At 56.7% G+C, this 24391-nt stretch carries 27 protein-coding genes; 12 read left to right on the top strand and 15 right to left on the bottom strand.

What is annotated here, in order from left to right; all coding sequences use genetic code 11:
- Positions 1-445 precede the first annotated feature (445 nt).
- From AACY02_RS22370 to AACY02_RS22385, 4 genes are read right to left on the bottom strand one after another with little or no spacing between them, the layout of a single operon-like run.
- Positions 446-2056, bottom strand: a complete 1611-nt coding sequence (locus AACY02_RS22370) for an AAA family ATPase (RefSeq protein ID WP_339433814.1) — start codon at positions 2054-2056, stop codon at positions 446-448.
- Between the two features lie 27 nt (positions 2057-2083).
- Positions 2084-2605, bottom strand: coding sequence for a 4Fe-4S single cluster domain-containing protein (locus tag AACY02_RS22375; RefSeq protein WP_339433815.1), 522 nt, complete (start codon positions 2603-2605; stop codon positions 2084-2086).
- Complete coding sequence (locus AACY02_RS22380) at positions 2606-3238, bottom strand: DUF2997 domain-containing protein (RefSeq protein ID WP_339433816.1); 633 nt, start codon at positions 3236-3238, stop codon at positions 2606-2608. It abuts the gene before it with no gap.
- A 2-nt stretch (positions 3239-3240) separates the two neighbouring features.
- A complete protein-coding gene (locus AACY02_RS22385) occupies positions 3241-4206 on the bottom strand; it encodes a hypothetical protein (protein ID WP_339433817.1) in 966 nt (321 codons plus the stop codon).
- A gap of 636 nt (positions 4207-4842) precedes the next feature.
- Between AACY02_RS22385 and AACY02_RS22390 the strand changes: the two genes are divergently transcribed.
- The 3 genes from AACY02_RS22390 to AACY02_RS22400 all read left to right on the top strand — a co-directional run bounded on the left by AACY02_RS22390 (position 4843) and on the right by AACY02_RS22400 (position 7017).
- A complete protein-coding gene (locus tag AACY02_RS22390) occupies positions 4843-5946 on the top strand; it encodes a hypothetical protein (RefSeq protein ID WP_339433818.1) in 1104 nt (367 codons plus the stop codon).
- Between the two features lie 3 nt (positions 5947-5949).
- The gene (locus AACY02_RS22395; RefSeq protein WP_339433819.1) at positions 5950-6519 is read left to right on the top strand and encodes a LemA family protein; all 570 of its coding nucleotides are present in this window, start codon (positions 5950-5952) and stop codon (positions 6517-6519) included.
- Between the two features lie 141 nt (positions 6520-6660).
- On the top strand, positions 6661-7017 hold the full coding sequence (locus tag AACY02_RS22400) for a hypothetical protein (protein WP_339433820.1): 357 nt from the start codon (positions 6661-6663) through the stop codon (positions 7015-7017).
- 118 nt (positions 7018-7135) lie between these two features.
- Here AACY02_RS22400 and AACY02_RS22405 read toward each other — a convergent pair whose 3' ends face one another.
- Positions 7136-7474: an FKBP-type peptidyl-prolyl cis-trans isomerase gene (locus AACY02_RS22405; protein WP_221733630.1), complete on the bottom strand. Its 339-nt coding sequence runs from the start codon at positions 7472-7474 to the stop codon at positions 7136-7138.
- 163 nt (positions 7475-7637) lie between these two features.
- Here AACY02_RS22405 and AACY02_RS22410 point away from each other — a divergent pair, with 163 nt between their 5' ends.
- Positions 7638-8717, top strand: coding sequence for a sensor domain-containing diguanylate cyclase (locus AACY02_RS22410; protein WP_339433821.1), 1080 nt, complete (start codon positions 7638-7640; stop codon positions 8715-8717).
- 9 nt (positions 8718-8726) lie between these two features.
- Here AACY02_RS22410 and AACY02_RS22415 read toward each other — a convergent pair whose 3' ends face one another.
- Positions 8727-9032: an RcnB family protein gene (locus AACY02_RS22415; protein ID WP_339433822.1), complete on the bottom strand. Its 306-nt coding sequence runs from the start codon at positions 9030-9032 to the stop codon at positions 8727-8729.
- Between the two features lie 139 nt (positions 9033-9171).
- On the opposite strand from AACY02_RS22415, the gene AACY02_RS22420 reads away from it, so the two are divergent.
- The 5 genes from AACY02_RS22420 to AACY02_RS22440 all read left to right on the top strand — a co-directional run bounded on the left by AACY02_RS22420 (position 9172) and on the right by AACY02_RS22440 (position 12533).
- Positions 9172-9672: a LemA family protein gene (locus tag AACY02_RS22420; protein WP_339433823.1), complete on the top strand. Its 501-nt coding sequence runs from the start codon at positions 9172-9174 to the stop codon at positions 9670-9672.
- A gap of 23 nt (positions 9673-9695) precedes the next feature.
- Positions 9696-9938 carry a hypothetical protein gene (locus AACY02_RS22425; protein ID WP_339433824.1) on the top strand — a complete coding sequence of 81 codons (243 nt, stop codon included), beginning with the start codon at positions 9696-9698 and terminating at the stop codon, positions 9936-9938.
- Between the two features lie 11 nt (positions 9939-9949).
- Entirely contained in the window at positions 9950-10240 is a 291-nt protein-coding gene (locus AACY02_RS22430; RefSeq protein ID WP_339433825.1) for a M48 family metalloprotease, read from the top strand.
- Between the two features lie 219 nt (positions 10241-10459).
- On the top strand, positions 10460-11752 hold the full coding sequence (locus AACY02_RS22435) for an MFS transporter (RefSeq protein ID WP_339433826.1): 1293 nt from the start codon (positions 10460-10462) through the stop codon (positions 11750-11752).
- A 13-nt stretch (positions 11753-11765) separates the two neighbouring features.
- Positions 11766-12533: a substrate-binding domain-containing protein gene (locus AACY02_RS22440; RefSeq protein WP_339433827.1), complete on the top strand. Its 768-nt coding sequence runs from the start codon at positions 11766-11768 to the stop codon at positions 12531-12533.
- On the opposite strand, the gene AACY02_RS22445 is transcribed toward AACY02_RS22440, so the two are convergent.
- On the bottom strand, positions 12523-13437 hold the full coding sequence (locus tag AACY02_RS22445; RefSeq protein WP_339433828.1) for a LysR family transcriptional regulator: 915 nt from the start codon (positions 13435-13437) through the stop codon (positions 12523-12525). The two genes, AACY02_RS22440 and AACY02_RS22445, sit on opposite strands and share 11 nt — an antisense overlap.
- 250 nt (positions 13438-13687) lie before the next feature.
- Between AACY02_RS22445 and AACY02_RS22450 the strand changes: the two genes are divergently transcribed.
- The gene (locus AACY02_RS22450; protein ID WP_339433829.1) at positions 13688-15496 is read left to right on the top strand and encodes a monovalent cation:proton antiporter-2 (CPA2) family protein; all 1809 of its coding nucleotides are present in this window, start codon (positions 13688-13690) and stop codon (positions 15494-15496) included.
- A gap of 112 nt (positions 15497-15608) precedes the next feature.
- Here AACY02_RS22450 and hcnC read toward each other — a convergent pair whose 3' ends face one another.
- The 5 genes from hcnC to AACY02_RS22475 all read right to left on the bottom strand — a co-directional run bounded on the left by hcnC (position 15609) and on the right by AACY02_RS22475 (position 20525).
- The gene (gene hcnC / locus AACY02_RS22455; protein ID WP_339433830.1) at positions 15609-16868 is read right to left on the bottom strand and encodes a cyanide-forming glycine dehydrogenase subunit HcnC; all 1260 of its coding nucleotides are present in this window, start codon (positions 16866-16868) and stop codon (positions 15609-15611) included.
- Complete coding sequence (gene hcnB / locus AACY02_RS22460) at positions 16861-18270, bottom strand: cyanide-forming glycine dehydrogenase subunit HcnB (RefSeq protein WP_339433831.1); 1410 nt, start codon at positions 18268-18270, stop codon at positions 16861-16863. Before hcnB ends, hcnC begins: the two co-directional genes overlap by 8 nt.
- Entirely contained in the window at positions 18267-18581 is a 315-nt protein-coding gene (locus AACY02_RS22465) for a (2Fe-2S)-binding protein (RefSeq protein ID WP_339433832.1), read from the bottom strand. Before AACY02_RS22465 ends, hcnB begins: the two co-directional genes overlap by 4 nt.
- Before the next feature lie 239 nt (positions 18582-18820).
- Positions 18821-19360: a hypothetical protein gene (locus AACY02_RS22470; RefSeq protein WP_339433833.1), complete on the bottom strand. Its 540-nt coding sequence runs from the start codon at positions 19358-19360 to the stop codon at positions 18821-18823.
- Between the two features lie 226 nt (positions 19361-19586).
- Positions 19587-20525, bottom strand: coding sequence for a hypothetical protein (locus AACY02_RS22475; RefSeq protein WP_339433834.1), 939 nt, complete (start codon positions 20523-20525; stop codon positions 19587-19589).
- Positions 20526-20832: 307 nt separating this feature from the next.
- Here AACY02_RS22475 and AACY02_RS22480 point away from each other — a divergent pair, with 307 nt between their 5' ends.
- Together AACY02_RS22480 and AACY02_RS22485 are read left to right on the top strand one after the other, a co-directional pair.
- Positions 20833-21516: a response regulator transcription factor gene (locus AACY02_RS22480; protein WP_221734329.1), complete on the top strand. Its 684-nt coding sequence runs from the start codon at positions 20833-20835 to the stop codon at positions 21514-21516.
- Positions 21494-22888 carry a sensor histidine kinase gene (locus tag AACY02_RS22485; RefSeq protein WP_339433835.1) on the top strand — a complete coding sequence of 465 codons (1395 nt, stop codon included), beginning with the start codon at positions 21494-21496 and terminating at the stop codon, positions 22886-22888. The genes AACY02_RS22480 and AACY02_RS22485 overlap by 23 nt, the downstream gene beginning before the upstream one ends.
- Positions 22889-23005: 117 nt before the next feature.
- Here the strand turns inward: AACY02_RS22485 and AACY02_RS22490 are convergent, their stop codons facing one another.
- From AACY02_RS22490 to AACY02_RS22500, 3 genes are read right to left on the bottom strand one after another with little or no spacing between them, the layout of a single operon-like run.
- Positions 23006-23284, bottom strand: a complete 279-nt coding sequence (locus AACY02_RS22490; RefSeq protein WP_339433836.1) for an SRPBCC family protein — start codon at positions 23282-23284, stop codon at positions 23006-23008.
- Positions 23250-23918 (bottom strand): HAD family hydrolase, encoded by a 669-nt coding sequence (locus AACY02_RS22495; RefSeq protein ID WP_339433837.1) that lies wholly within the window; start codon positions 23916-23918, stop codon positions 23250-23252. Before AACY02_RS22495 ends, AACY02_RS22490 begins: the two co-directional genes overlap by 35 nt.
- Before the next feature lie 56 nt (positions 23919-23974).
- Complete coding sequence (locus AACY02_RS22500) at positions 23975-24388, bottom strand: response regulator (protein ID WP_339433838.1); 414 nt, start codon at positions 24386-24388, stop codon at positions 23975-23977.
- Positions 24389-24391 lie beyond the last annotated feature (3 nt).

Raw genomic sequence — 24391 nt, forward strand, 5'->3', positions numbered from 1 at the left:
AGAAACTAACTTTTCCATTGAAAAATCCTCAAAACTCTAGTGTGTCACCTCAGAAACAAGATCCCTATTGATCGGTGAAGCCAGTGCTTCACGGGCGCGTTGTATTTTATTCAAAACATCCTCTCCCTTTGCATTCCAGATACAGCCCAATGACGTCCCAGAATTTCTCTTCGATGTTTGGACAAAACGCCAAAGTGGGCTTCAGGCTCAATCGAAAACGGCAAGGATTCCACCCAGAGCCAGGGGAAGCAGCCGCGCGCGCTAGCTTTGTGCCGATAGCGAACCCGCTCACCGATATCCAAATCTAGTGGTTCGGAATTTTGTCTCGAGGGAAGAAATGTTGGCCAAGAAGGTCATCTTTTCTTCCTTGGGCCCACCCAGTTCCGCTGAGCTGCATGGGCGTGTCGCCAGGGATTAAGCGGTTAGGCTGCCAAATCACCGCAAATTAAAAATCAATTTGCCTACCGCCGATTTGAATTTCCGTATCATTCTGACCGGCAACCATAGCCGAAGCGCTAATTGCATTTTGATTCGCCCAATTACGAAGTTTCGTGAACTCGTCTTTACGCATTTTGCTCATGGGTACAAAACGCGAAATAGTCGTTTCAAAATCCACCATCGTCAGGTCGCTTAAATCACCAGCGCCATTCATCCGCCGTGAGAACGCTTCAATCAGCGAGTCCCCAACCCAAGCTTCGATTTCAGCACCAGAAAGCACAATGTCTTTACCAAAATTCGACTCGCCGCCTAGAGCAGACAATCGATCCAAATCGAATTTTTCTGGATCACGCTTCAATTTCTTCAGATGTATTTCAAGAATCTTCTTTCTTTCCGATGTCGACGGGAAGTCAACGAAAAATATTTCGTCGAATCGCCCCTTCCTCAACAACTCCGGCGGTAAGCTGTTGATATTGTTAGCGGTAGCAAACACAAAAACAGGTGCCGTTTTTTCTTGCATCCAAGTCAACAGCGTGCCGAATACGCGTGTAGCAGTGCCACCATCAGATGCCCCTCCGGAAGAGCCAGAAAGTCCTTTTTCAATTTCATCGATCCATAGGATGCAGGGCGAGATAGCTTCGGCAGTACGTAGTGCGGAACGAATATTGGATTCTGAAGAGCCGACCACCCCTTGGAAGATTTTTCCCATATCCAAACGCAATAAGGGCATGTTCCATGACGACGATATGCATTTCGCCGTTAGCGACTTGCCGCAACCAGGAACTCCCGTTAAGAGCAAACCCTTCGGGGTTCTGACACCAAACTCCTGAGCCAACTGCCCAAAACACTGGCTACGCAAATGGAGCCATTTTTTAAGAGTTGCCAGCCCTCCAACATCTTCAAGACTTACCTTTGAGTCAATGTATTCCAAAATACCTGTTTTCCGTATAATTTGTTTTTTCTCGGAAAGCAGATCCTTTACGGTGTTTTCATTTATACTCAGGCTGGATACCAATGAACGAGACAAGCTATTGTCAATTTCCAATCCCGTGAGACCCAAAGCGGCATCAATAAGTTTATCTTTGGCCTCACTAGAAAGATCAATCTTAACACTGCCGTTGCCCTGCCATGAATTAACAAAGTTATTTATCTGATTTTTAACTTCTTCTCTTGATGGCAGTGGAAAATCAATTAACGTGATTTCCTTTTGAAGATCATTAGCAACTTCAAAGCTGGGCGCCACGACAATGCAGTTGCTTCGATAACCACGTGAACGGATATTGATGGCTAAATCTCGAAGTCGACGGCGGTAGACAGGATTTGAGCTTGAGGCAAGGTAGTTATGAGCATCACAAAAAACAAAAATGTTTTTGCTGCCCTCCTCCTTCGCCTTTTCTTCGCAAAAATCCAAGGCCACTTTCAAATCAAAGGTTTTATCCCCAGCCACGACGCCATTTATCTGGACGCCTAGCGTCGAGTTCCAAACGAACAAACGATGGCTGAGCGCCTTGGCGATTTCAGAAATCTCATTGAGAGCACGCTCTTCCTCAAAAGTTTCAATGACCAAAATCGCATAACGCGCTTTCAGGTAATCTGTTATCTGCTTGGTACGGCTCATGCTTATTATCCCTGCGCTTGAACTGAGTTATACATGCATCGGAAGGCCGGTTTTGGTAACGCCAGAATTTGAAACAATAAACTCGACAACTCTTCCAGTACGAAAAAAGTCAATATCGACTCTGTCACTGGTTTTGATAATTTGCTTGTGCTGATAGGGATGTTTAGCGTTATGCCGATACCGACCTGCCAGCGTCAAGTCTACGGCTTTAACAACTCGAATCATGCCTTCATTCTGGAATATCTCTTTTGGCGTATAGCCTGTATAGAGTATCCAGTTTTTCTCGCCATTGACGGCGTGTATTAATTGTTCCAAGGCTGGCGCCTGGTCGAGCGGCTCCCCCCCGGAGAGGGTAACCCCAGCGATGTCCATTGCATTTATCTTCTGAGCCAATTCATAAACAGACATCAGCGTATTCGCTTCGCCATCATGCGTCGCCTGGTTGAAACATCCCTTACAATTCAGCACACAACCCTGCACCCATAATGTCAAGCGTAATCCAGGGCCGTTAACGCTGCTTAACTCCATATGGTGTAAATTGATTTCCATTTAGAAGTTCGCACTGAGAATTTGAAGGGTTTGCTCTTCATGAACTACGGTATACTCCGGCTTCCACTCTGTTACAAGCTCCGCCATAGGGCTAGAAAGTAGAGCCTCAAGCTCTTCAGTAAGTTTTGTGCAAATATCGCCTTTCACGCCATGCACTTCCTCCGTAATTGCATCGCCCGTAAAAGTGACATGAATACCGTATTCATAGCGAGGTCCAAATTCAATCTCGAACCCTTGAAGCGTTTCTTTCACCCTTGCTGGAACCCCTGATGCTTCTATGCGCTTGATGGTTTCATCGATGGCTACGCTGATGTATGCTTTCTGAAAGCTTAAAGCCAAATCATCCATTATCGCTTCATCGCTGACTGAAATATTTTCCCGTTCGATGAGGAGTTTGTATGAGCCCGCCTCAATTTGGCAAACAAATAGATTGAATCCATCAGCGGTTTGGCCACAAATAGCCCTGTATTGCTGCGTGCCCAAATAGCCTAACTTGCTCAACACTTTTTTACTGAAATCGCTGGCAAACGTGGAAACCAGACTCGTCGTCGGGCTAAGGCCAATCTTGCCGAAAGCTTTGGCAATAGCTTCTTCATTAACATAAGAAAATTCAAACTTTGTACAATGCGACATTATTAAAGCTCCAGCCTGCGACCGGGAACAACTTCTTCGGCGGCCTGGATAGCAATTAACACATCAGGGGCAACCTCGATGTTACGCAGAGGCGCCATGGGTACAAGCGTCGCTTCAGGCGCAACATTTTTTAAAACCGGGGTTGGAGTTTCGGAGTTGACAACCACTCGACGTCTTTGTACTGCCTGTGATGCACCACTATCGCTCAGAAGACTTGCATCAATCGCTTCTAACAGCCGTCTTATTATCAGGGTTGGATTTGATGTGAGCTTTTCATATAGTTCAATGCGCAACAAAGCATCGGCTCCATCATTGAATTGCAATTTAACAAAATGATTTTGGGATGCATCGCCGGCGATGCCAATGCGCGAGATCTGATTCAGGTCCCGTGACAGCTTTCTCCAAACACTCCCGTCAAACGACGCAACAATTAACTTGGTTCCTGTTGCGGCAAAAGCATTGCAACCATTTTTAATCTCACCGGCATCAAAATTCTGGTAGCTGACCAGAATTTTCTCCCCGGCAGGAAATCCCAGAGCGGTTTCCAAATATTCATTTGTCGAAAAATCGATATCCTCATGAAATTTTAATGTTCTTGAATAAAAATAAAGACAAACAATGCCACCTAAACCATAGTACAGTGTTGTCATCGCCGTTTCCGGTGCAAGAACTGCAATAATTACCCCCGACAGAATAATGAATGCATAACCGTAATTTATACCCGCCATTGTATTGAATTTTTTATTTCTATAAGCCTGAAATGTTTTACCGGGGATATATTTTTTTGAAGGTGCAAATAGCAGAGCACCCACACCAAAAAAAATCAGAGTGATAAACCCCATTGCAGCCTGGCGAATTTGCCCATTCTGCAACCCTTCAAGAAGTACCCTCGCACCGCCAAAGATAAAAACAGGTATGCTTGCCAGGATTAAAAGTCCCAATATCTTACCTTTGGCGATCATCATCATTTTCCACACCGGGATAGTTCTTATCATTCACAAACCTTCTAGAGTTGATTCAGTAGCGCGTAGTGACGGGATGGCTGTAGAACTGCTGATGGGTCTATGCTACATGACGACCTTTGATTTATCACGCACTAGGGATGGTCTGAAGTAGCCATATGGTTCGAGCTAACTTCAACCACTGCCGATTTTGAAAGTGGCCAGTCGATCCAAAATGCTTTGGCATTGCCAATAGAGAGCGTCACGGGTAGTTGGCTCCCCTGCAGATCGTAACGGCTGTGTACCCTACAATCGAGCGGTAGCTCCGGCAAGGCGCCAAGCACTCGTTTGTGAACGCCAGGATCGGACTTCAAAAAAACCCTCCAATTTATGAAATTGAACGGGGAACACTATCGGTGAGAACCCTGAAAAACCCTGTCAGTCCTAAAGCGCCGTGAGGGAGCGATTCGACGTTTTGTCGGCGAACTCAACTTGGTTAAACTGGAGCCCTTTTTTACACACCCCGCACCAAAAACGGTCATTGCGTGACAATGGTATCGTCCACTCCTTTTCAAAATTCCTGACAGATTATGAATAGAGCAAAATCCTCAATCCGGGCCGTTGCTCCCGCACCAGGCATCCCTGAATCAATGGATACCTGACATGACCAACTCATCGCAGAACGCGAGGTTAAATAATTTGCTGGCCGTGAGCGAAGCCAGTATCGACAAGACTGAGTCCAACACCGACTTATTGAAGGTGATCCATGAGTTCGCCTCGTACGATGGCCCGCTCGAATTCGATCGCACCCGCGCATGGTGGTTTTTCGTCACTGGCCTGTTATTGCTTGCGAGTGCTGTGGCCCTTTATTGGATTGGGAACATCTCTAGCGTCGCTCTGTTCTTTTATCGATTGGAAATTGATCCCGACTCGTTCGGCATGGGCACTGGTTTTCTTGGCATCGTCATTGCCGCTGGGAGTCTGACATGGATGAAATCCAAATCTAATCGGTTGCCGTCGCTCAGTAAAAGAATTGCTCGACTGTCATCCTACTTCCACAACGGACTGACTTTCCTGAAAGAAGACTCGGCCACGACCCTCAAGAAGCTGGACACGGAATTTGGTGATTACCGCCGGGGCAACTACAGCCGCGAGTTGGTCGAGTCGATACAGGGTGTATTTCCCGGCACGCAGCGCAACCTCCCTTACCACTATCGCCAGTTGCACTACGTTAACAGGCGAACAGTGCACACCACGGTGACCGACAAAGATGGAAAAACCAAAACGGAGACTCGAGTGGTTTACGACCACTACGACCGGTACAGCCTTGTCATCGACTTTCCATGGGTCAGCGGGATATCGGTTAGATCTGGTGACCAATCGGAGAACGACTATGCGTGCCCCATGGACACGGCTTCTCCGGATTTCAATAAAGCGTTCCGTTTGACCGGTCGCAGCGAGATACTCTGTGCGAAATTCATCAAGCCTTCGACGGTGCTCCACTTGCTGAAGCTGTTCGACATCCTCCATCGTCCGAACCTGGAGTTCGCCGACAGTGGAAAGCTCTGCCTCAGCTTCGCCAGCAAAGACCTGCTCGCGTTCGGTACCGAGTATTCGCTGGCATCACCCAACGAGTTTTACGCAGAAATTTCTGCCGGTATCGAACTGCCGCGCTTGATGTCGGCGCTCCAATGGAGCCATGCACTCAGCGAGCTGCACGATGACAACTTTGCCTCCTATCCCCTAACAAGCCGCCAAGAGAAGTAAGCCATGGACATTGCACTCATCCTTTCCGCTGTTATCGCTGTCGTCATCATCGTAGCGGGCTTCAGCCTCTACAACGGCATTATTGGGGGACACAACCGAGTACAACGTGCCTGGTCAGACGTGCTCGTTTACGAACGCCAGAAGACCAAGGTGCTCGATCAGCTTCAAAAAGTGCTCTCAGACTTCATGGTCTTTGAGTCCAGCCTCCTCGAAAAAATCACCGGCCTTCGCAGCGCGGTCAATGCCCTTCCTGCTGGAGCGGACGGCAACGCCCTCACGAAAGTTGAAACCGCCTCGAGGGAGCTGATGGGGGGCTTGCGCGTTACCTTTGAGGCTTACCCTGATCTGAAAGCATCCGAAGCGGCGAACAACATGATGCGTGAAATCGCCGAACAACAAGAAAACGTCGGCGCGGCCATCACCATTTACAACCGCAACGTCGAACTGTTCAACAACTCCATCGAAATGTTCCCAGGCTCGCTCGTCAATGGCCTGTTCAACAAGAAAACGCGTGTGACGCCGTTCTCCGATACCGAAGCTTCGCAAAGTTTCTCTTACACCCCGAATATCTAAACCGCGTCATGCATCGAACCCATCACCCGTGAGGGTGATGGTCGATCACCTGCCTGCTTGAATAGATCCGCGGCTGATTTTTCCAGGCGCGATGCCGAAAGCAGCAACAAAGTAGACAGCCCCGGCTGGAGCGACTGTCAAATGAAGTCTTCAATCCTCGTACTTGCCGCACTTTATTGCATGGGCATCAGCACAGCATTTGCCGACGGCTCACAGGCGATAAGCGACAAACACGGGCCAGCAGGCATCGTCGTCGGTGAGCGTCTGGCTGCGGCCAAGTCCAAGCTAGTCAAACAAGGATGGAAGCCGACGCGGATACATGCCACCGACGGCTATGAATACAGTGGCGTAGAGCGGGAGCTGGCTGCACGCAAGTTCTTCGAACTGGATACCTGCTCGTTTGATAGCTCGCGTTGCGTCTTGTACTACTCGAAGAAAGGAACTTGCCTATGCGTCGATACCATCGGCGAGCAATTCAATGACATGACGGTCACGTGATGGACCCGTGAATGTCCCGATATTGAAGTATTCACCTGATCCACAAAATCGCAGACTGGAATCATTTGGATGAAGCGTGGCCTTCATCCAACTCGTTCACATCCCGCGCCCGCCAGCCTCAATCCTCCCGCGTCAAAACCTCCAGCAACTCGATCTCAAACACCAGATTCGAATGCGGCGGGATCTTGCCCATCGTCCGCTCGCCGTACCCCAAATGCGCCGGCACCAGCAGTTTGCGTTTACCACCGACCTGCATGCCCATCAGTCCTTGATCCCAACCCTTGATCACCCGGCCAGTGCCGATCACGCACTGAAAAGGTTTGCCCCGGGTGTGGGACGAATCGAACTCCGTGCCGTCTTCCAGCCAGCCGGTGTATTGGGTAGTGATCAGCGCGCCTTTGACGGCGGCTTTGCCCTCGCCTACCTGAAGATCGATGACCTGCAGTTCATCATTCATGACATTCACTCTATTGTTCAACTGGCCGCCGTTTTCCCAGAATTGCCGGGTATTGGCAAGCCGTCAGTGACGATCAACGTGGTATCCGAACCGAGTGATGAACCCTTAACATAGCCAACCGCCATTACTTCCCGGATCGACTTGCCATGCTGGCAGCGCCCAAATGACTCAGCTCTTGATCAGCCTTGCCATCGGCGCGGTAATGCTTGCCGTCATTGCCCTGTTGATCTGGCGCGAGCGTGGTTTGCGCCAGCAGCTTGCCCAATACCGTGATCTGCTGACCCGCGCCGCCGAAGGCCGGAACATTCATCAGGACGGCGACGCCGAGCGTTTCAAGCGCAGCCAGTATTTCGCGCGGATCGGCACATGGGATTGGGAAGTCGACACCGACCGGCTGTACTGGTCAGACGCGATCTACGGCATGTTCGGGTTCAACATCGGCGAAGTGACACCTTCCTATGCGTTGTTCTGTTCCTGCGTGCATCCGGACGACCGCGTCAGGGTGCGCGCCGGCGAACTGCGTTGCCTGGAAACCGGTGAAAACCACGACGAGGAATATCGCGTGGTCTGGCCTGACGGCACGATTCGCTGGCTCCGGGAAACCGGCAATGTGGTGCGTAATGAACACGACGCGATGATCAAAATGATGGGCGTAGTGCGCGACATTACCGAAGAAAAAGCCTCGGCCAGTTACCTCAAACACCTCGCCCACTTCGACCCGTTGACCGGTCTGCCCAATCGGCTGGTGCTTGAAGAACGGCTCTGCGAAGCGCTGGACCATGCGCGCCAGAGCGGCACGCGGGTGGCACTGGTCTTCGTCGACCTAAACGGTTTCAAAACCATCAACGACCAGTACGGCCACGCTGCCGGCGACCGGGTTCTGATCACCACCGCCACTCGTCTGAAACGCATCCTGCGCGCCAGCGACACCGTCGCGCGCATCGGCGGCGACGAGTTCGTGGTGATCCTGCAAGACCTCGCACCCGGCATCAACCTGCAGGACGAAGCCCGCAGCATCTGCCAGAAGATCTTCATCGAACTGTCCCCACCGGTCAGCATCGGCAACGACCAGCGCCATATCGGTACCAGCCTTGGCGTCGCAGTGTTTCCCGATCATGCGACGGCGATGGATCGGTTGCTGCACATTGCCGATCTGGCGATGTATGAGGCCAAGCGCAGCGGGAATAATCAGTATCGGTTGGGCGAGGAAAGCCCTGCGCGTCTAAAGGCGCAGGGCTTTTGAATCCTGGGTTTAACGCGGAACCGGTTTCATCTCGACAATGGTCCCGTTGGTGATCATTACCATGACGTACTGGTCATTGATCTGCACCCACTGGGCCTGATCGACCGGTTTTTTCAGGCCCTTGGCTTTCCAGTCGAGGGCTTTCTCGCTGCGCTGATAAACGTCTGGGGCACGATCATTGACCTTCAACTCGCGGTCACTGACCGGAGATTGCACGGCGGGTTCGCTTGAGGTTTGCGCCGCTTGAACGACTGGGCTGATCCCGGCGATGCCGGCGACGAGGGCCAGGCTGGCGATTAGGGTTTTGCTGTTCATCGGTGAACCTCCTGAGATGTCTGATACCTGAACTCCGACTGCGCGGTGCTGGAATCATTCCTTGTTTTTTGTCGGGGCTGGCAGGGGGATTGTAGTTGTCCGTCGGGACGCGATCGCAGGCAAGCCAGGCTCCCACAGGATGGCGCGATGTTCGGCCCAAGTCGAAGTCCAGCTCAAGCGCCGTTACGACTTGATCCCCAATCTGGTGGCCGTTGCCAAGGGGTATATGGCCCACGAACGCGAAACCCTCGAAACGGTCATCGCTGCGCGCAACGCTGCAGTGGCCGTACTTGAGGCCACGCAAGCGCAACCGGGCAACGCAAAAAACATCGAGCAGTTGGGCCAAGCGGACAGCACGCTCAGCAGCGCGGTGGGTCGGTTGAACCTGACGCTGGAGGCCTATCCCGATCTCAAGGCCTCGCAGAACATGCAGCAACTCAGTGAAGAGCTGAGCAGCACCGAAAACAAAGTGAGCTTTGCGCGGCAGGCTTACAACGATGCGGTGATGACCTACAACACCCTCAAACAGGGTTTCCCTGCGGTGCTGCTGGCAACCGGTTTCGGTCATGGTACCGATGCAGCTCCGCTGAAATTTGCTGACACGCTGGCCATCAAGGTCGCTCCGAAAGTTTCTTTCTAACCCTCGTTATTCAAGGACGGCCCATGATTTTTTTTGAAAATCAACGCAGGGCCAGACGCCAGACGACACGTTTGGTGAACCTGATGATCCTGTCGCTGCTGGCTCTGACAGTCCTCACCAGCCTGCCCTTCGTCTTCCATGGTTTCGAAAATTACCTGAGCGGCACCGGCAGCCTGCTGGATGCGCTCATGGCGATTGCCTCAGGTACCCTCGTGCCTGCGGTGTATGCGTTGCCGGATTTATCGGTAATGTTTTCGGCAGCCTGATCAAGGCAGCAGTGAGTCGCCAACGCGAGTTCCTGGCGGATGCCAGCGCGGTGCAATTCACGCGCAATCCGCAGAGCATCGTCGGCGCCCTGAAAAAAATCGGCGCGCAGGGTTCATCTATCAGTGCTGCCCGAGCCGGTGAGTACAGTCACTTGTATTTCAGCGTGGGCGTCTCGAACCCGCTGAGTCGCCTCTTCGCTACCCACCCTGAGCTGAACGAGCGCATCCGGCGGATTGATCCGCACTGGGATGGCAGCTTCACCGTTCGCAATGCCGCTGAGCAAGCAAACGGTCAGCAGTAGAGGCCGACAGGTTCAATGGATTGATTGGCGGAACGAATGCCATCGCTGGCAAGCCAGATCCCAGAGCGGTTCAGCGCCCCTGACTGATCCGCTTTGCGCATCAATCCATACCAACAATGCAATTAACAGATTGTTACACCTGCGCCACTATCCACCCCAATAAAAACCGTGCGCCGCTTCCCCGTAGCGCACGTCATAAAAGCGGTGGAGTACTTTGTCATGACAGCCTCAATCCCACACGGCGGCTCGCGGGCCGGCGCCATTTTCCGGGTGACCTCGGGCAACTTCCTCGAACAGTTCGACTTCTTTCTGTTCGGTTTCTACGCCACCCAGATCGCGGCGGTGTTCTTTCCGGCGAGCAGTGAATTCGCCTCTCTGATGATGACCTTTGCAGTGTTCGGCGCAGGCTTTTTGATGCGCCCACTGGGGGCCATCGTGCTCGGTGCGTACATCGATGACGTCGGTCGCCGCAAAGGGTTGATCGTTACGCTATCGATCATGGCCAGCGGCACGATATTGATCGTGCTGGTGCCCGGATACGAAACCATTGGCCTGTTCGCCCCCGCACTGGTGTTGATCGGACGGCTGCTGCAAGGCTTCTCGGCCGGTGCCGAATTGGGCGGGGTTTCGGTCTATTTGTCCGAAATCGCCACGCCCGGTCGCAAAGGCTTTTTCACCGCTTGGCAGTCGGCCAGCCAGCAAGTGGCAATCATCGTTGCCGCCGCGCTGGGCTACGCGCTGAACGCTTGGATGGCGCCGAACGTGGTTGCCGATTGGGGCTGGCGCATTCCGTTTTTCGTCGGCTGCATGATCGTGCCGTTCATCTTTGTGCTGCGCCGTAACCTGGCCGAAACCGAAGCGTTTGCTGCGCGCAAACACCGTCCGAGCATGGGCGAAGTGTTCCGCACCCTCGGTCAGAACTGGGGCGTCGTGCTCGGCGGGATGCTGATGGTCGCCCTGACCACCACCGCGTTCTATCTGATCACGGTGTACGCGCCGACCTTCGGCAAAACCGTGCTGCACCTGAGCACCTCCGACGCACTGCTGGTGACCTTGCTGGTGGGCGTGTCGAACTTCTTCTGGTTGCCGGTTGGCGGCATGCTGTCCGACCGCATTGGCCGTCGTCCGCTGCTGATCGCCATGTCGCTGCTGGCGCTGGCCACGACTTATCCGGCGCTGTCCTACCTGGTGCACGCTCCGAGTTTCAGCCACATGTTGCTGTCGCTGTTGTGGCTGTCGTTTATCTACGGGATGTACAACGGCGCCATGATTCCAGCCCTCACCGAGATCATGCCCGTGGAGGTGCGCGTCGCCGGTTTCTCTCTGGCCTACAGCCTGGCCACCGCGATTTTTGGCGGTTTCACCCCAGCGATGTCGACCTTCCTGATCCAGTACACCGGCGACAAAGCCGCGCCGGGTTACTGGATGAGCATCGGTGCACTGTGCGCGTTGTGCGCCACCCTCTATCTGTATCGCCGCGCTGGCGGTCGCCTGCAACCTGCCGTCGTTTAAGGAGCGTTTCCCGATGAAAAAACTGTTCACCCTGACCGCCTTCGCCCTCCTCGCTTTCAGCGCCCTGACGCAGGCCGAAGAGCTACGCGTGATGACCTCGGGCGGCTTCACCGCCGCCTACAAAATCCTCGGGCCGAAATTCGCGGCGGCCACCGGCAACACCCTCGACACCACCCTTGGCCCGTCGATGGGCAAGTCCCCGGAGGCGATCCCTAATCGTCTGGCGCGCGGCGAACAGGCCGACGTGGTGATCATGGTCGGCTACGCCCTCGACGACTTGATCAAACAGGGCAAAGTCGACCCGGCGTCACGTGTTGAGCTGGCGGATTCGCGGATCGGCCTGGCAGTGCGCCAGGGCGCGCCGAAACCGGACATCAGCAGCGTCGAAGGCCTGAAGAAAACCCTGCTCGATGCACAGTCGGTGGCCTACTCCGACAGCGCCAGCGGCGTATACATCGAGCAGCAGTTGTTCAAGAAACTGGGCATCGAAGATCAACTGAAACCAAAAGCGAAGATGATCACGAAAATCCCGGTGGGCTCGGTCGTTGCCAGGGGCGATTATCAGTTGGGCTTTCAGCAGGTCAGCGAATTGCTGCCGGTGCCGGGGGTGAGTTTTGTGGCCAGGATTCCTGAGTCGGTGCAATCGGTCACACGATTTGCCGCCGGCATTCCCGTCGGCGCACAGCATCCGCAAGAAGCCAAGGCGCTACTCGCCTACCTCGCCGCACCGGCCGCCCAGGCTGACGTGCAGGCCACCGGGATGGATTCGGTCAAGCGTTGATCGTTGGCGGCTGGACTTTCATTTCCACCACCAGCCGCTCCAGTTCCAACGCCGCCGGGGTCAATGTGCGACCCCGGCGCTTGAGGATACCGACACTGCGCATCACTTGCGGGTCGGTCAATGGCACCCGCGTCAGGATCGGATGATCCGGCCCCGGAAGCGCCATCATCGGTACCGCCGCCACTCCTAGACCGGCCTCCACCAGACCAATCATTGTCGTCACATGCCGCGTTTCGCAGATGCTTTGGCGCTGCGCCACCACACCGTTCAACGCCTGATCGAGCAGAAAGCGATTGCCGGACGTCTTGTCCAGCGAGATGTAATCCTGCCGATAGAACTCATCCCACGTCACGCTGTTGCGTCCGGCCAATGGATGATCACGCCGGCAGGCAACCACATAGCACTCCTGCACAAGCGGTTCAAAATCGACTTTGGCATCCTGCGTGCCCATAAAACTCAATCCGAAATCCGCCTCGCCGTTGACCACTGCGCTGAGGACGTCATGGGCGCTGGAATCGAGCACTTTGACTTTGATTCGCGGGAACTGCTGGTGATAACGGGCAACCACCCGCGGCATGAAGTAGTAAGCGGCGGACGGCACGCAGGCGACAGTGACATGGCCCAATCGGGTCGAGGCAACTTCGCTGATCCCCAGCAACGCCACGTCGAGATCATCCAGCAAACGCTCGACACTGGGCATGAAACCGCGCCCGGACTGGGTCAGGCTGACTTTGCGGGTGGTGCGTTCGAACAGCTTTACGCCAAGCGCGTCTTCGAGTTTTTCGATGCGCCGGCTCAGCGCTGGTTGCGACAGACGTACGGTGTCGGCGGCCTTGCGGAAACTGCCCTGCTCGACCACGGCGCGAAAGGCTTGCAAGTCGTTGAGATCGAAGTTGATGGCCATGGCGGAACTCGGACGATTGATTCACAAAGGCTATGAATGTAACCAATTGATGCAAATTATTACAGGCTTCAAGAAGATTCCCCCGAGAGAAGGGATTGCTCGCGAAGGCAGTGTGTCAACTGACATTTCGTTCAACCGACCCGCCGCTTTCGCGAGCAAGCCCGCTCCCACAGTGGATCTTCAGTGGATTGGAGGTCTGCCTAGACCTTATCCTTGTCGCCCCCGCCGTACCGCTGTCAGGAGTCATTCAATGCCCCATGAAGGCAATCTGTTGCAAGCCGCTGTCGTGTTTCTGTTCGCCGCCGTACTTACCGTGCCACTGGCCAAGCGCCTGCAATTGGGCGCGGTGATCGGTTATCTGCTTGCCGGGGTGATCATCGGCCCGTCGGTGCTGGGCCTGATCGGCAATCCGCAAAGCGTTGCGCATATATCGGAACTGGGCGTGGTGTTGCTGCTGTTCATCATCGGCCTTGAGTTGTCGCCGCGACGGTTGTGGGTGATGCGCAAATCGGTGTTTGGCGTTGGTCTGGCGCAGGTGCTGCTGACCGCTTCGGTGATTGGCGTGCTGGCGCTTTCGGTCTTCGGTCAGCCGCTCAACAGCGCGATTGTGCTGGGCCTTGGCCTGGCGCTGTCGTCCACCGCGTTCGGCCTGCAAAGCCTGGCTGAACGCAAGGAACTGACCAGCCCTCACGGGCGCCTGGCGTTTGCGATTTTGCTGTTTCAGGACATCGCCGCGATCCCGTTGATTGCGCTGGTGCCCATGCTCGCCGGCAGCGCCGAAAACACCAGCAGTGCCGAGAGTCTGAATCACGCGTTACAGGTGCTCGGCGGGATCGCTGTGGTGGTGGTGGGCGGGCGCTACCTGTTGCGTCCGGTGTTCCGTGTGGTGGCGAAAACCGGGTTGCCGGAGGTGTCCACCGCCACGGCGTTGCTGGTGGTGATCGGCACGGCGTGGTTGATGGATCTGGTCGGTGTGTCGATGGCGTTGGGAGCGTTTCTTGCCGGCCTGCTGCTGGCGGATTCGGAGTATCGCCATGAACTGGAAGCGCAGATCGAACCGTTCAAAGGCCTGCTGCTCGGGCTGTTTTTCATCAGTGTGGGCATGGGCGCCAACCTCAGTCTGCTGCTTAACGCGCCGTTCACGGTATTGGGGCTGACGCTGCTGCTGATCGGTTTGAAGCTGCCGTTGCTGTTTGTGGTGGGCCGTCTGGCCGGAGGCTTGAACAAGATCAGTGCCATTCGTCTCGGCATCGTTCTGGCGGCCGGTGGTGAATTTGCCTTTGTGGTGTTCAAGATCGGCCGCGATCAAGGCCTGTTCGAGCCGCGCCTGTATGACTTGCTGGTGCTGACCATCACCCTGTCGATGGCGGTGACGCCGTTGCTGCTGTTGGTCTGCGCACGACTGGTCAGCCCCAAAGTGCAACCGGTGGAGGTGCCGGAAAAATTCCGTGAAATCGAAACCGATGCACCGCGCGTGGTGATCGCGGGCATGGGCCGGATGGGCCAGATCGTGGCGCGGATTCTGCGGGCACAGAACATCAAGTTCGTGGCGCTGGACACCTCGGTGGAAACCATCGAACTGTCGCGCAGTTTCGGCGGCGTGCCGGTGTTTTATGGCGACCCGATGCGCCCGGAAATCCTCAACGCCGCCAAGGTCGGCGAGGCGGAATATTTCGTGATTGCCACGGATGATCCGGACACCAACATCAAGACCGCCGAAGTCGTGCGCAAGCTCTACCCGCACATGAAGATCATCGCCCGGGCGCGTAACCGTCAGCATGTGCACCGCTTGGTGGATATCGGCGCTGAAGCGATTCGAGAGACTTACTATTCGAGCCTGGAAATGAGCCGGCGCACGTTGGTCGGTCTTGGGTTGACACACGCTCAGGCCGATGCGCGGATCAAGCGCTTCAAGCACCACGACGAACAGGTGCTGGAGGCGCAACACGCGGTCTACGACGACGCGGCCAAAGTCCTGCAAACCGCCCAGGAAGCCCGGGCAGAACTGGCACGCTTGTTTGAATCGGATCAGTTGGAAGAAGAATCGCGCCAGGCCTGAGAATCAGGCGCCGCGCGGGCCGCCATCGCGGGCAAGCCCGCTCCCACAGGGTTTCGCGTCGTGTACAGAATGCTGGTACGACTCGATCACTGTGGGAACTGGCTTGCTTAGGTCAGGCCATCTCTAATTCGAGCGCTGGCTCGACCGGTGCCACTTCAAACCGATCCGCCAGAAACGGTGTGATGTCCAGCGGCAAGGGCTCATCGTTGACCAGTTTGTCCAGCAGTACACCGGTAATCGCCGAAGTCAGAATGCCGGTGCGAAAATGTCCGCAGGCATTCAGATAGCCCTCCACCCCGCGCATCGGCCCAAGGATCGGCAACTCATCGGGCGACCCCGGACGCAACCCCGCCCAGGTGCGTTTGAGATTGACGTCCTCAAGCTCCGGCAGGCAGCGCACCGCGCCCTGCACCAGCCCGGCGATTTCCGGGTAGGTGGTGGTGACATCGAAGCCTTTGTCTTCGGTGGTGCTACCGATCAGGATCTCGCCGTTGTCCTTTTGCGCCACGTAGCAGTCGCTGGTGGTCAGGCAACCGTTGAGGATCTTCGGCATGCGCTCGGTCAGCAGAATCTGGCCTTTTACCGGTTTTACCGGGATGCGGATGCCGGTCGCCCACTCGCTCAAATCCGCCGCCCAGGCGCCGCCGGCGTTGATCAGCGTCTTGCAGTGGAACACACCCGCCTCAGTCGTTTGCACGCCGGTCACGCGGGTGCCGTGGTGCAACACGCCTGTGACGTTGGTGTTGACGTAGATGTCCACACCGTTCTGCCGCGCACCTTCCATGTAGGCATCGGCGAGGCGGAACGGGCTGACCTGGTGATCGCAGAGAAACTCCAGCGCCCCTCGCGCCTCATGGCTGACGCTCGGTTCCGCTTCGCGCAGTGCGGCTTGATCAAGCCAGCGCACCTGATCGGCCAGATGCGCAATGCAGCCGACGATGTGTTCGGCGTAGAGCCGATCCTCGTCGTCATAAATCACGAATTTCAGCCCGGTCTTCTCGAACTTGAAATCCATGCCGTGGTTGTCCTTCAACTCGCGGTGCAACGCCGGGTAAAGCGCGTTGGATTGCAAGGCGAAATCGAAGAACGATTCGGGCAGGATGTGCGGCGTGCTGGCGTCCACCGCCACCGCCGCGCCCTGGGTTTCGCGCTTGCGGTTGGCCGACATCATGCGGAAGAAAATCACCCCGCACCCCAGGCCAACCGACTCGCCGATGGCCCACAAACCGCCGGCCGAAGCGCGGGTCGCGTTGCCCGGGCGCTTGGCATCGATCAGCGCGACCTTGAGGTTTTTGCGTTTGGACAATTGATAGGCGCAGGACGCCCCGATTACGCCGCCACCGGCAATGACCACGTCATAGAACTTACTCATGGGAAGCGGCCTCCGTGCCGATATTCTGAAAAGCGGAAAAAGGGATCGGGTCAATCGGGAAACGTGGGCGCAGCCAACCGACGTCCTTGCGCCCGGTGGCCTGGCGCAGTCTGTCACTGCAATAGCCGACGCACATGCGCCCCTGGCAATCGCCCATGCTTACGCGGGTACGCATTTTCAGGCTGGCGATGTCTTGAACACCCTGCTCCAGCGCACGATCGATGTCGGCACGGGTCGCGTGCTCGCAACGGCAGATTACGGTGTCTGGAGCCGGTAGCGCGGTCTGGCCGACGCCTCGTTCGGTATAACGATCCACCGCCGCACGGAAACGCACGATGGCTTTGAGTTTGCCCAGATAACGATCACGGCGCACGCGGGCCAGTTCCTCGTCGAGGACACCACGTTGCAGCAGGATCGACGTCGCGGCGATCTTGCCGGCGAGCATTGCCGCTTCACCACCGCGAATGCCGCCCATGTCGCCGGCCAGATGCACATGCGGTTCGTTGCTTTGCTGCCAGATGTTCGCGTTGGCGCGCAGGTAACCGTCGTCACTGAAGCCGTGCTCCAGGCCCATTTGCTGGCTGAGTTGGGTGCGTGGAATGAATCCGTAGCCGACCGCCAGGGTCTTGGCTTCAAAGCGCTCGACGCGGGACATGTCCGGCTCCCAAGTGGCCGAGTACGGGGCGACGCTGACGCTTTTCAGTTCGCCCTCGCCGTGGGCTTCGACCACGCCCCAACCGTAATTCATCGCGATGCCGTGTAGTTTCAGGTAAGCGAGCATGCTCAAGCCGTCGAGGAACAGTTGCGGCTTGTTCAGCAGCGCCAGGCTCTCGCGGGCGATCTTGCCGAATGCACAAGCCTCATACACCCCCGCAACCTTCACGCCAGAAGCGTGCAACTGAGTCGCCACCAGCGGCAGCAACGGCCCGGTGCCGGCGATTACCACCGGCCCCTGCGGCTTGACCACGCCACTCTTGATTTGCAATTGCAGGCCGCCAAGCATGATCACTCCCGGCAGCGTCCAACCGGGAAACGGCACGCTGCGTTCATGGCAACCCGCAGCGAGCAGCAATTGCGGGTAGTGGATCTCGTGCAGTTGCTCGTCGCCATCCAGCACCACCAGTGCACGGGTGCCCTCGGCGCCGACCACTCGATGGTTTAGGCGCACGTCGATCAGGCCGGCTTGCTCCTGGAATTCGCCGTGCAGTTTGCCCAGCGCTTCGGCGTAACGCGGCCCCAGATAATCCAGTTGCACGCCATCACGCAGCGGGCCGCGATAGACCACACCGCCCAGGCGCGAAGCTTCTTCGAGCAACGTGCAGCGCACCCCGTGGCGCGCCAGTTCGATGGCCGCTGCCATTCCCGCCGGCCCACCGCCGACGATGACCGGTTGCAGGCTCATACGACCTCCTGCCCGGCGATGCGGTTGACCTGGGTTTCGATCTGCATGCCGTCACGCACCACGGTCTGACAGGCACGGCGTTTGTGCCGGCCATTGATTTTCACCAGGCAGCACTGGCACACGCCCATGCCGCAGTAGGCGCCGCTGATCTGGTCATGATCGTTGCGTGCAATCTGGCGCACACCGAGGGATTGAATAACGCTGAGGACGGTTTCGCCGATGGCGGCGGTGATCGGTTGGCCGTTGATGTGGACGGTCATATCCGCTTGGGCCAAGGGCTGGATATCAAAGGTTCGTTCTAGGCAGTGCATTGCGGTGTTCATCCGTGAAGGTTCGGTTGAGGTTGTGTCAGCTCCTTGCTGCACTACACCGTGTCGACCCGTTTTTTTCTGTGAATAGGGCGTCGACGCGGATACTTCGTCAGCACAGCGAGGTGCGCGACAAGCAATGTAGTTCATTGCTCAGCAAAGGCCTGGATCATTTAAGTTAGGCGAAATCGCCAGGAAAAATATTGATCCAGGCCAGTGAAAGCAGTCGGATTGTTCAACGATCAGTTGGAGAAGACGAACTGCCCTTTGATCTTTTTCGCACCGATGAACCCCAGGTCCGGAAACAGCAGCGTTTTCAGCCAGGCCGCGTAGCCCACTATCGCCAGGGTGATGCCAACGCCGATCAGGGTAGACACCGGGTCTTCATCGAAGCCCTTGAACATGCGCGACAACTGGCTGATCGTCAGGATCACGTAGACGGTGTAAACCGCAGCAATGTTCTTGTAGAAGCCCCACGCGAACAACAAGGGAATGCCGCCCGCCAACAGCATGACTATCAGGGCCATGTCCGCACTGACTTCATAAAACAGGAAGAACCCGGCAAAGGCGCCGATCAATGCCTGAATGCAGGTCAGCACCACCAGAATCGTGACCTTGAGTGAATGACGCTCTCTGAGAGCGGGGTCAGGCCGCCCGCCAATCCATGCAGCCAACACCCGATCCTTGACCTTCCCACCCGAGAGCGCCTTGAAGGTTTCAGTTTTGGAGCGGCCAGCGTCGAGCATCTCGACCAGTTGCCGCTTGATTTCCTTCTTGTCCAACGAGCTCATCCTTAACTGACAGTGAAAGCGGCCAATCCACTTCCGCCGGCGATTCTCACCGTTGGTCACCCAGAAAGCAAAAAGCCGCTGCCACCCGAAGGTGGAAGCGGCCCAGGCATAAGCCTCAATCAAGCAATCAGTGCACGAACAGAGCGATCAGGATGATGATCGGGATCGGTACGCCGAGGAAAAACAGCAGAAGTGAGCGCATGGTGATTCTCCCTTTTTAACGGACTGGGGGCAGTGTGGTAGTGGTGGCGTACGTGTCGACTTCAACGTACTCGACCGCATCGCGGCGGCGGCCGCCGAACGTGGCTGCGAGGCTGGCGAAGAACGCACCGGCCAGCAGCGCGATGAACATCCACAGCGACGTCCAGGCAGCGACTTTGGCGGCGGTGTCGGCGGCTTGTTGAGCTTTGACTTTGGCGTCGGCAAGAGCTTTCTGGGTACGGGCGTAGACCTCATCGACACGGCGCTCGGCATCGGCCTGAGTCAGGTTGGTGCGTTGTGCGACCAGTTGCGCAAGGTAGGTACGGTCTTCGGTACTGAGCTGACCGTTGGCCAGGCTTTGCGCGAAGATCCGCGCCACGGCGCCGTGCGCCGCGTCATCGCTGACGGAGGCTGGGCGATCATCACGGAACAGGCTGTCAATGAAGTAGCCATATTGATTGCTGTTGGTGTTCGCCGCCGCAGTACCGGCCGCTTGGGTCATGGCGCTGGCGGTGCCACTGGCCACACTGGCACCGGCCTGCACGCCGCCACTGATGACGCTGCTGACCGAACCGACCACGAGGATCGCCGTCACCAGCGTTGCCACACACCAGGCGAGGAAACCATGGGCGGTGTCACGAAAGTAAACCTCGTCACCGTGCATGTTTGCCCACTTCACCCGCAGGCGACCGGCAATATAACCGCCCATGCCGGATGCGATGATTTGCGTCACCGCCAACCAGATGATGGTCGAAATGCCCAAGCCCTTGGCGCTGACGCCCTCCCCGGCCCATGGTGAAACGGCAGAGAAACCCAAACCAAAGCCCAGCAGCACCAGAATCATCGACAGGGCCGCGGCCGCCGCGGCACCTGCGAAAATCGCGCCCCAGGACACACCTGAAACGCTGCTGGACTGTTCGTAGGCAGGATAAAGCCCATCAGAGGATCTATTCATTGTTGTTCTGCTCCAGGCATGAAAAATGGTGTTACAACTGGTCACAACGGGAATTGCAGTGACCGTGCCATTCACCAACAACAAATAAATTCTTTATTTTCAATTACTTATAAAAGATGAACTTCTCAGGGCATTGCAATTTGCAAAGTAAGGGATTTTTGTACGGGTTTTATGCATTGGCACTGGCCGCCACAACGCGCCGTTCTGTGCGTTTGTGACAGCCCCTACATGAAAGTTAATTTAAAGCGTGACGGAAATTTCTTGGCAAAATGCTGCCATTCCGTTTGAACCGATCAAGGCCTGCCCTATGACGCGAATTTTGACCATCGAAGACGACGCCGTGACCGCCCGGGAAATCGTCGCCGAACTCAGCAGCCACGGCCTGGACGTGGATTGGGTCGACAATGGCCGCGAAGGCCTCGCGCGCGCCGCCAGTGGTCACTATGACCTGATCACCCTCGACCGCATGCTGCCCGAGCTTGATGGCCTGGCCATCGTCACCACCCTGCGCACCATGGGCGTGGCCACGCCCATTCTGATGATCAGCGCCCTGTCCGATGTCGATGAGCGCGTGCGCGGCTTGCGCGCCGGTGGCGATGACTACCTGACCAAACCGTTCGCCACCGACGAGATGGCGGCACGGGTTGAAGTGTTGCTGCGTCGCCAGCACAGCGGCGCCACCCAGGCAACGACGTTGCAGGTCGCGGACCTTGAGCTGGACCTGATCAGCCACGAAGCACGGCGCGCCGAGCAAGTGCTGACGCTACTGCCGACCGAATACAAGCTGCTGGAATTTCTGATGCGCAACAGCGGGCAGATCCTCTCGCGAATGATGATTTTCGAAGAGGTCTGGGGTTATCACTTCGACCCCGGCACCAACCTGATCGACGTCCACATCGGCCGGTTGCGCAAGAAGATCGACGCTGCGGGCAACGTTCCGCTGATCCGCACGGTACGGGGCTCCGGTTATGTCATTGCCGAACCCGTCTGACGGCTGGCGTTCCTCCAGCAGCCGCTTGCTGGCGCTATACAGTTCGCTGTTCGTGGCCTGGAGCGCGATCCTCATGGGGGTCATGTATTACGAGGTTTCCGGCTACCTCGACAACCTTGCCAAGCATTCGCTGATGCAACGTCAGCATCTGTTTTCGCACTTTCTCGGCGAACAACTCGAAGAAGCGCTCGCTGCGAGCATGACCTTCGATATTCGCGGTATCGACGCCTACGGGCTGTTCGACACGCACGGCAGGTACCTCGGCGGTGCCTTGCAGCAAATTCCTGAAGGCCTGCCACTGGACGGCAAGATCCACATGCTGGCCAACTGCGCCGATTCCGATGATCCGACCCTGCCGGCCGACAGCTGCGACGCCGTCGCGACGCAAACCCGCGACGGACGCTGGCTGGTCCTGCTGCGTGACAACGGCTCGCTGTTCGCGGTAACGCGGATCATCCTGCACGCGCTGTTCTGGGGCGTGTCACTGACGATTTTGCCGGGGATTGCCGGTTGGCACTTGCTGCGGCGCCGGCCATTGCGGCGCATTCGTGCGATTCAGGACAGCGCGCAAGCCATTGTCGCCGGTGACCTGACCCACCGCTTGCCGCTGTCCAATCGCCGTGATGAGCTGGACATGCTCGCCGCCATCGTCAACGCCATGCTTGAGCGCATCGAACGGCTGATGAATGAAGTCAAAGGCGTGTGCGACAACATTGCCCATGATCTGCGCACGCCATTGACCCGACTGCGGGCGCAGTTGTATCGCATCCAGCAGCAGGCCGGTGAAGGCTCGCCAGAAGCGGCGCAACTGGACCTGGTATTGGCCGAGGCCGATACGCTGATGGCGCGGTTTCGCGGGTTGTTGCGGATTTCCGAACTGGAGGATCGCCAGCGACGCTCAGGGTTTGTCGAGCTTGACCCGGTCTTGCTGCTGGAAGAACTGCACGCGTTTTACCTGCCGCTGGCAGAAGAAGGCGAGCTGCGTTTCGTGCTGAACATGCCGCAGACCCTGCCCCCGCTCAATGGCGACCGAGCGTTGTTGTTCGAAGCTTTGGCGAATCTGCTGAGCAACTCGATCAAGTTCACGCCGGCCGGCGGCACGGTGATGTTGCGTGGCGTGAATGATGCCGGGCACACGCGCATCGAAGTACACGACTCAGGACCGGGAATCCCGGAGGCCGAGCGTGAGGCGGTGTTCCAGCGTTTCTACCGCGCCGAGGGTGGGCAACCGCAGAGTGGCTTTGGCCTTGGGCTGTCGATCGTCGCGGCGATTGTCAGCTTGCATGGCTTCCATCTCGAGGTGGGCAGCAGTGATTTGGCTGGGGCAAAACTGGTGCTCGATTGCCGGCAGCGTTTGATCACTAATGCCTGACATTCACCCTCTGTATGCAGGCTTGCTCGCGAAGGGGCCGTATCAGTCAATCCCTCCGGCGACTGACACTCTGCTTTCGCGAGCAAGCCCGCTCCCACGGTTCTTTGTCCATGATCATTAAACCGGGTAATTGGCCCGCAGGGCCTCAAGGCCGCCCTGATAGATACCGTTGAACAGTGCCACCACTTCCTCATCGCTCACGCCTTTGCCGGTCAAGCGCCCCAACCACGTCACTCGTGCGCCCTGCCCTTGGGCCTGGACCTTGAGGGTCGCCAGGTAATCGGAGGCTGGAAACGGTGCCGTCAGCTTCGCGGGCAAGCTCAAAGGGCTTGCGTCGACCACAATCGCCTGAAAGCGTAAATCAGTTGGATCGCAGGTGCAGATGACCGTCGTCATCGACCGTGAGCTGAAGCTTGTCGTAACTGGCCAAAGTCGCGTGCGACGTTTCAAGCGGATGTTGATGCGTTGTGGTGATGATCATCAACGGTGCACCCGCTGCCTCGCCAGCCTGGATGCCGACGGTGGCATCTTCGAAAATCAGGCAGTCGCGGGGTTCAACGCCCAGTCGCCTGGCGGCCAGAAGATAGCCCGCCGGATCCGGTTTACCGGCCTTCACATTCTCGGCAGTAATCATCACCGCAGGCTCGGGAATGCCCGCCGCCGCCATCCGCCGCAAGGCCAGATCCCGCGGCGCCGAGGTGACGATGGCCCAGCGCTCGGCAGGCAGGCTGTTGAGGAATGCCGCTGCACCGGGAATCTCGACAATACCTTCAACGTCGCCGATTTCCGCCTCGGTGATGAACGCCGCTTGTTCTTCGGCATTCACCCCCGGCAGGTTCAAACGATGGAGGGTGTCGATGGCTCGCGCGCCATGAAGGGTCGGCAAGAACGTTTCAACGTCCACACCATGGCGCACAGCCCAGGCTGACCAGATCCGCTCGGCGGCGGCGATGGAATTGAGGACGGTACCGTCCATGTCGAACAGGAAGGCGCCGAACGCGCGGTCAAAAACAGATTTGTGAGCAGACAAAAGTTCGCATCCTCTGGCAAGGGGCCGGGCAAATGTGCCCGGCAATGTAGCACTTGTCAGTGCAGGCGCGGTGCCTTGGACTTGATTGCCGTGTCGACACAGTCGAGCAATTGACCGATGGCCCAGGGCTTTTTGATAAACGCCACCGAATGCTTGACCCCGGAAGTCTCGGGCGTTTCATAACCGGACATGACCATCACCGGTTTTTCCGGCCAACGATCGCCGACAAGGTTAGCCAGGTCGGCGCCATTGAGGGTGCCGGGCATGGTGATGTCGGTGAGCAACAGCGCCACGTCTGGCGCGTGCTCCTCCAGATATTGCGAGGCGGCATCAGCGCTCGTCTGTGGCTCGACCTTGAAACCTTCCTCCTGAAGAATTTCGCAAAGAAACTCCAGAATCAACGGATCATCCTCAACGACCAGAATCAATCCGCCAGGAAGGTGCGCGTCCGCCGTGGGTGTTGGGCACATGAA

The sequence above is a fragment of the Pseudomonas sp. EA_65y_Pfl2_P78 genome (genome assembly GCF_963970495.1).
In the GTDB taxonomy this organism is placed as follows: domain Bacteria; phylum Pseudomonadota; class Gammaproteobacteria; order Pseudomonadales; family Pseudomonadaceae; genus Aquipseudomonas; species Aquipseudomonas baetica_A.

What these genes read in the sequence shown, in the direction of transcription:
- AACY02_RS22435 (WP_339433826.1), top strand. Translation starts at nt 10,460, where the DNA reads ATGACAGCCTCAATCCCACACGGCGGCTCGCGGGCCGGCGCCATTTTC.
- AACY02_RS22415 (WP_339433822.1), bottom strand. Translation starts at nt 9,032, where the DNA reads ATGAACAGCAAAACCCTAATCGCCAGCCTGGCCCTCGTCGCCGGCATC.
- AACY02_RS22405 (WP_221733630.1), bottom strand. Translation starts at nt 7,474, where the DNA reads ATGAATGATGAACTGCAGGTCATCGATCTTCAGGTAGGCGAGGGCAAA.
- AACY02_RS22420 (WP_339433823.1), top strand. Translation starts at nt 9,172, where the DNA reads ATGGCGCGATGTTCGGCCCAAGTCGAAGTCCAGCTCAAGCGCCGTTAC.
- AACY02_RS22375 (WP_339433815.1), bottom strand. Translation starts at nt 2,605, where the DNA reads ATGGAAATCAATTTACACCATATGGAGTTAAGCAGCGTTAACGGCCCT.
- AACY02_RS22425 (WP_339433824.1), top strand. Translation starts at nt 9,696, where the DNA reads ATGATTTTTTTTGAAAATCAACGCAGGGCCAGACGCCAGACGACACGT.
- AACY02_RS22385 (WP_339433817.1), bottom strand. Translation starts at nt 4,206, where the DNA reads ATGATGATGATCGCCAAAGGTAAGATATTGGGACTTTTAATCCTGGCA.
- AACY02_RS22440 (WP_339433827.1), top strand. Translation starts at nt 11,766, where the DNA reads ATGAAAAAACTGTTCACCCTGACCGCCTTCGCCCTCCTCGCTTTCAGC.
- AACY02_RS22390 (WP_339433818.1), top strand. Translation starts at nt 4,843, where the DNA reads ATGACCAACTCATCGCAGAACGCGAGGTTAAATAATTTGCTGGCCGTG.
- hcnC (WP_339433830.1), bottom strand. Translation starts at nt 16,868, where the DNA reads ATGAGTAAGTTCTATGACGTGGTCATTGCCGGTGGCGGCGTAATCGGG.
- AACY02_RS22370 (WP_339433814.1), bottom strand. Translation starts at nt 2,056, where the DNA reads ATGAGCCGTACCAAGCAGATAACAGATTACCTGAAAGCGCGTTATGCG.
- AACY02_RS22410 (WP_339433821.1), top strand. Translation starts at nt 7,638, where the DNA reads ATGACTCAGCTCTTGATCAGCCTTGCCATCGGCGCGGTAATGCTTGCC.
- AACY02_RS22380 (WP_339433816.1), bottom strand. Translation starts at nt 3,238, where the DNA reads ATGTCGCATTGTACAAAGTTTGAATTTTCTTATGTTAATGAAGAAGCT.
- AACY02_RS22480 (WP_221734329.1), top strand. Translation starts at nt 20,833, where the DNA reads ATGACGCGAATTTTGACCATCGAAGACGACGCCGTGACCGCCCGGGAA.
- AACY02_RS22465 (WP_339433832.1), bottom strand. Translation starts at nt 18,581, where the DNA reads ATGCACTGCCTAGAACGAACCTTTGATATCCAGCCCTTGGCCCAAGCG.
- AACY02_RS22490 (WP_339433836.1), bottom strand. Translation starts at nt 23,284, where the DNA reads ATGACGACGGTCATCTGCACCTGCGATCCAACTGATTTACGCTTTCAG.
- AACY02_RS22445 (WP_339433828.1), bottom strand. Translation starts at nt 13,437, where the DNA reads ATGGCCATCAACTTCGATCTCAACGACTTGCAAGCCTTTCGCGCCGTG.
- AACY02_RS22395 (WP_339433819.1), top strand. Translation starts at nt 5,950, where the DNA reads ATGGACATTGCACTCATCCTTTCCGCTGTTATCGCTGTCGTCATCATC.
- AACY02_RS22475 (WP_339433834.1), bottom strand. Translation starts at nt 20,525, where the DNA reads ATGAATAGATCCTCTGATGGGCTTTATCCTGCCTACGAACAGTCCAGC.
- hcnB (WP_339433831.1), bottom strand. Translation starts at nt 18,270, where the DNA reads ATGAGCCTGCAACCGGTCATCGTCGGCGGTGGGCCGGCGGGAATGGCA.
- AACY02_RS22400 (WP_339433820.1), top strand. Translation starts at nt 6,661, where the DNA reads ATGAAGTCTTCAATCCTCGTACTTGCCGCACTTTATTGCATGGGCATC.
- AACY02_RS22485 (WP_339433835.1), top strand. Translation starts at nt 21,494, where the DNA reads ATGTCATTGCCGAACCCGTCTGACGGCTGGCGTTCCTCCAGCAGCCGC.
- AACY02_RS22500 (WP_339433838.1), bottom strand. Translation starts at nt 24,388, where the DNA reads ATGTGCCCAACACCCACGGCGGACGCGCACCTTCCTGGCGGATTGATT.
- AACY02_RS22450 (WP_339433829.1), top strand. Translation starts at nt 13,688, where the DNA reads ATGCCCCATGAAGGCAATCTGTTGCAAGCCGCTGTCGTGTTTCTGTTC.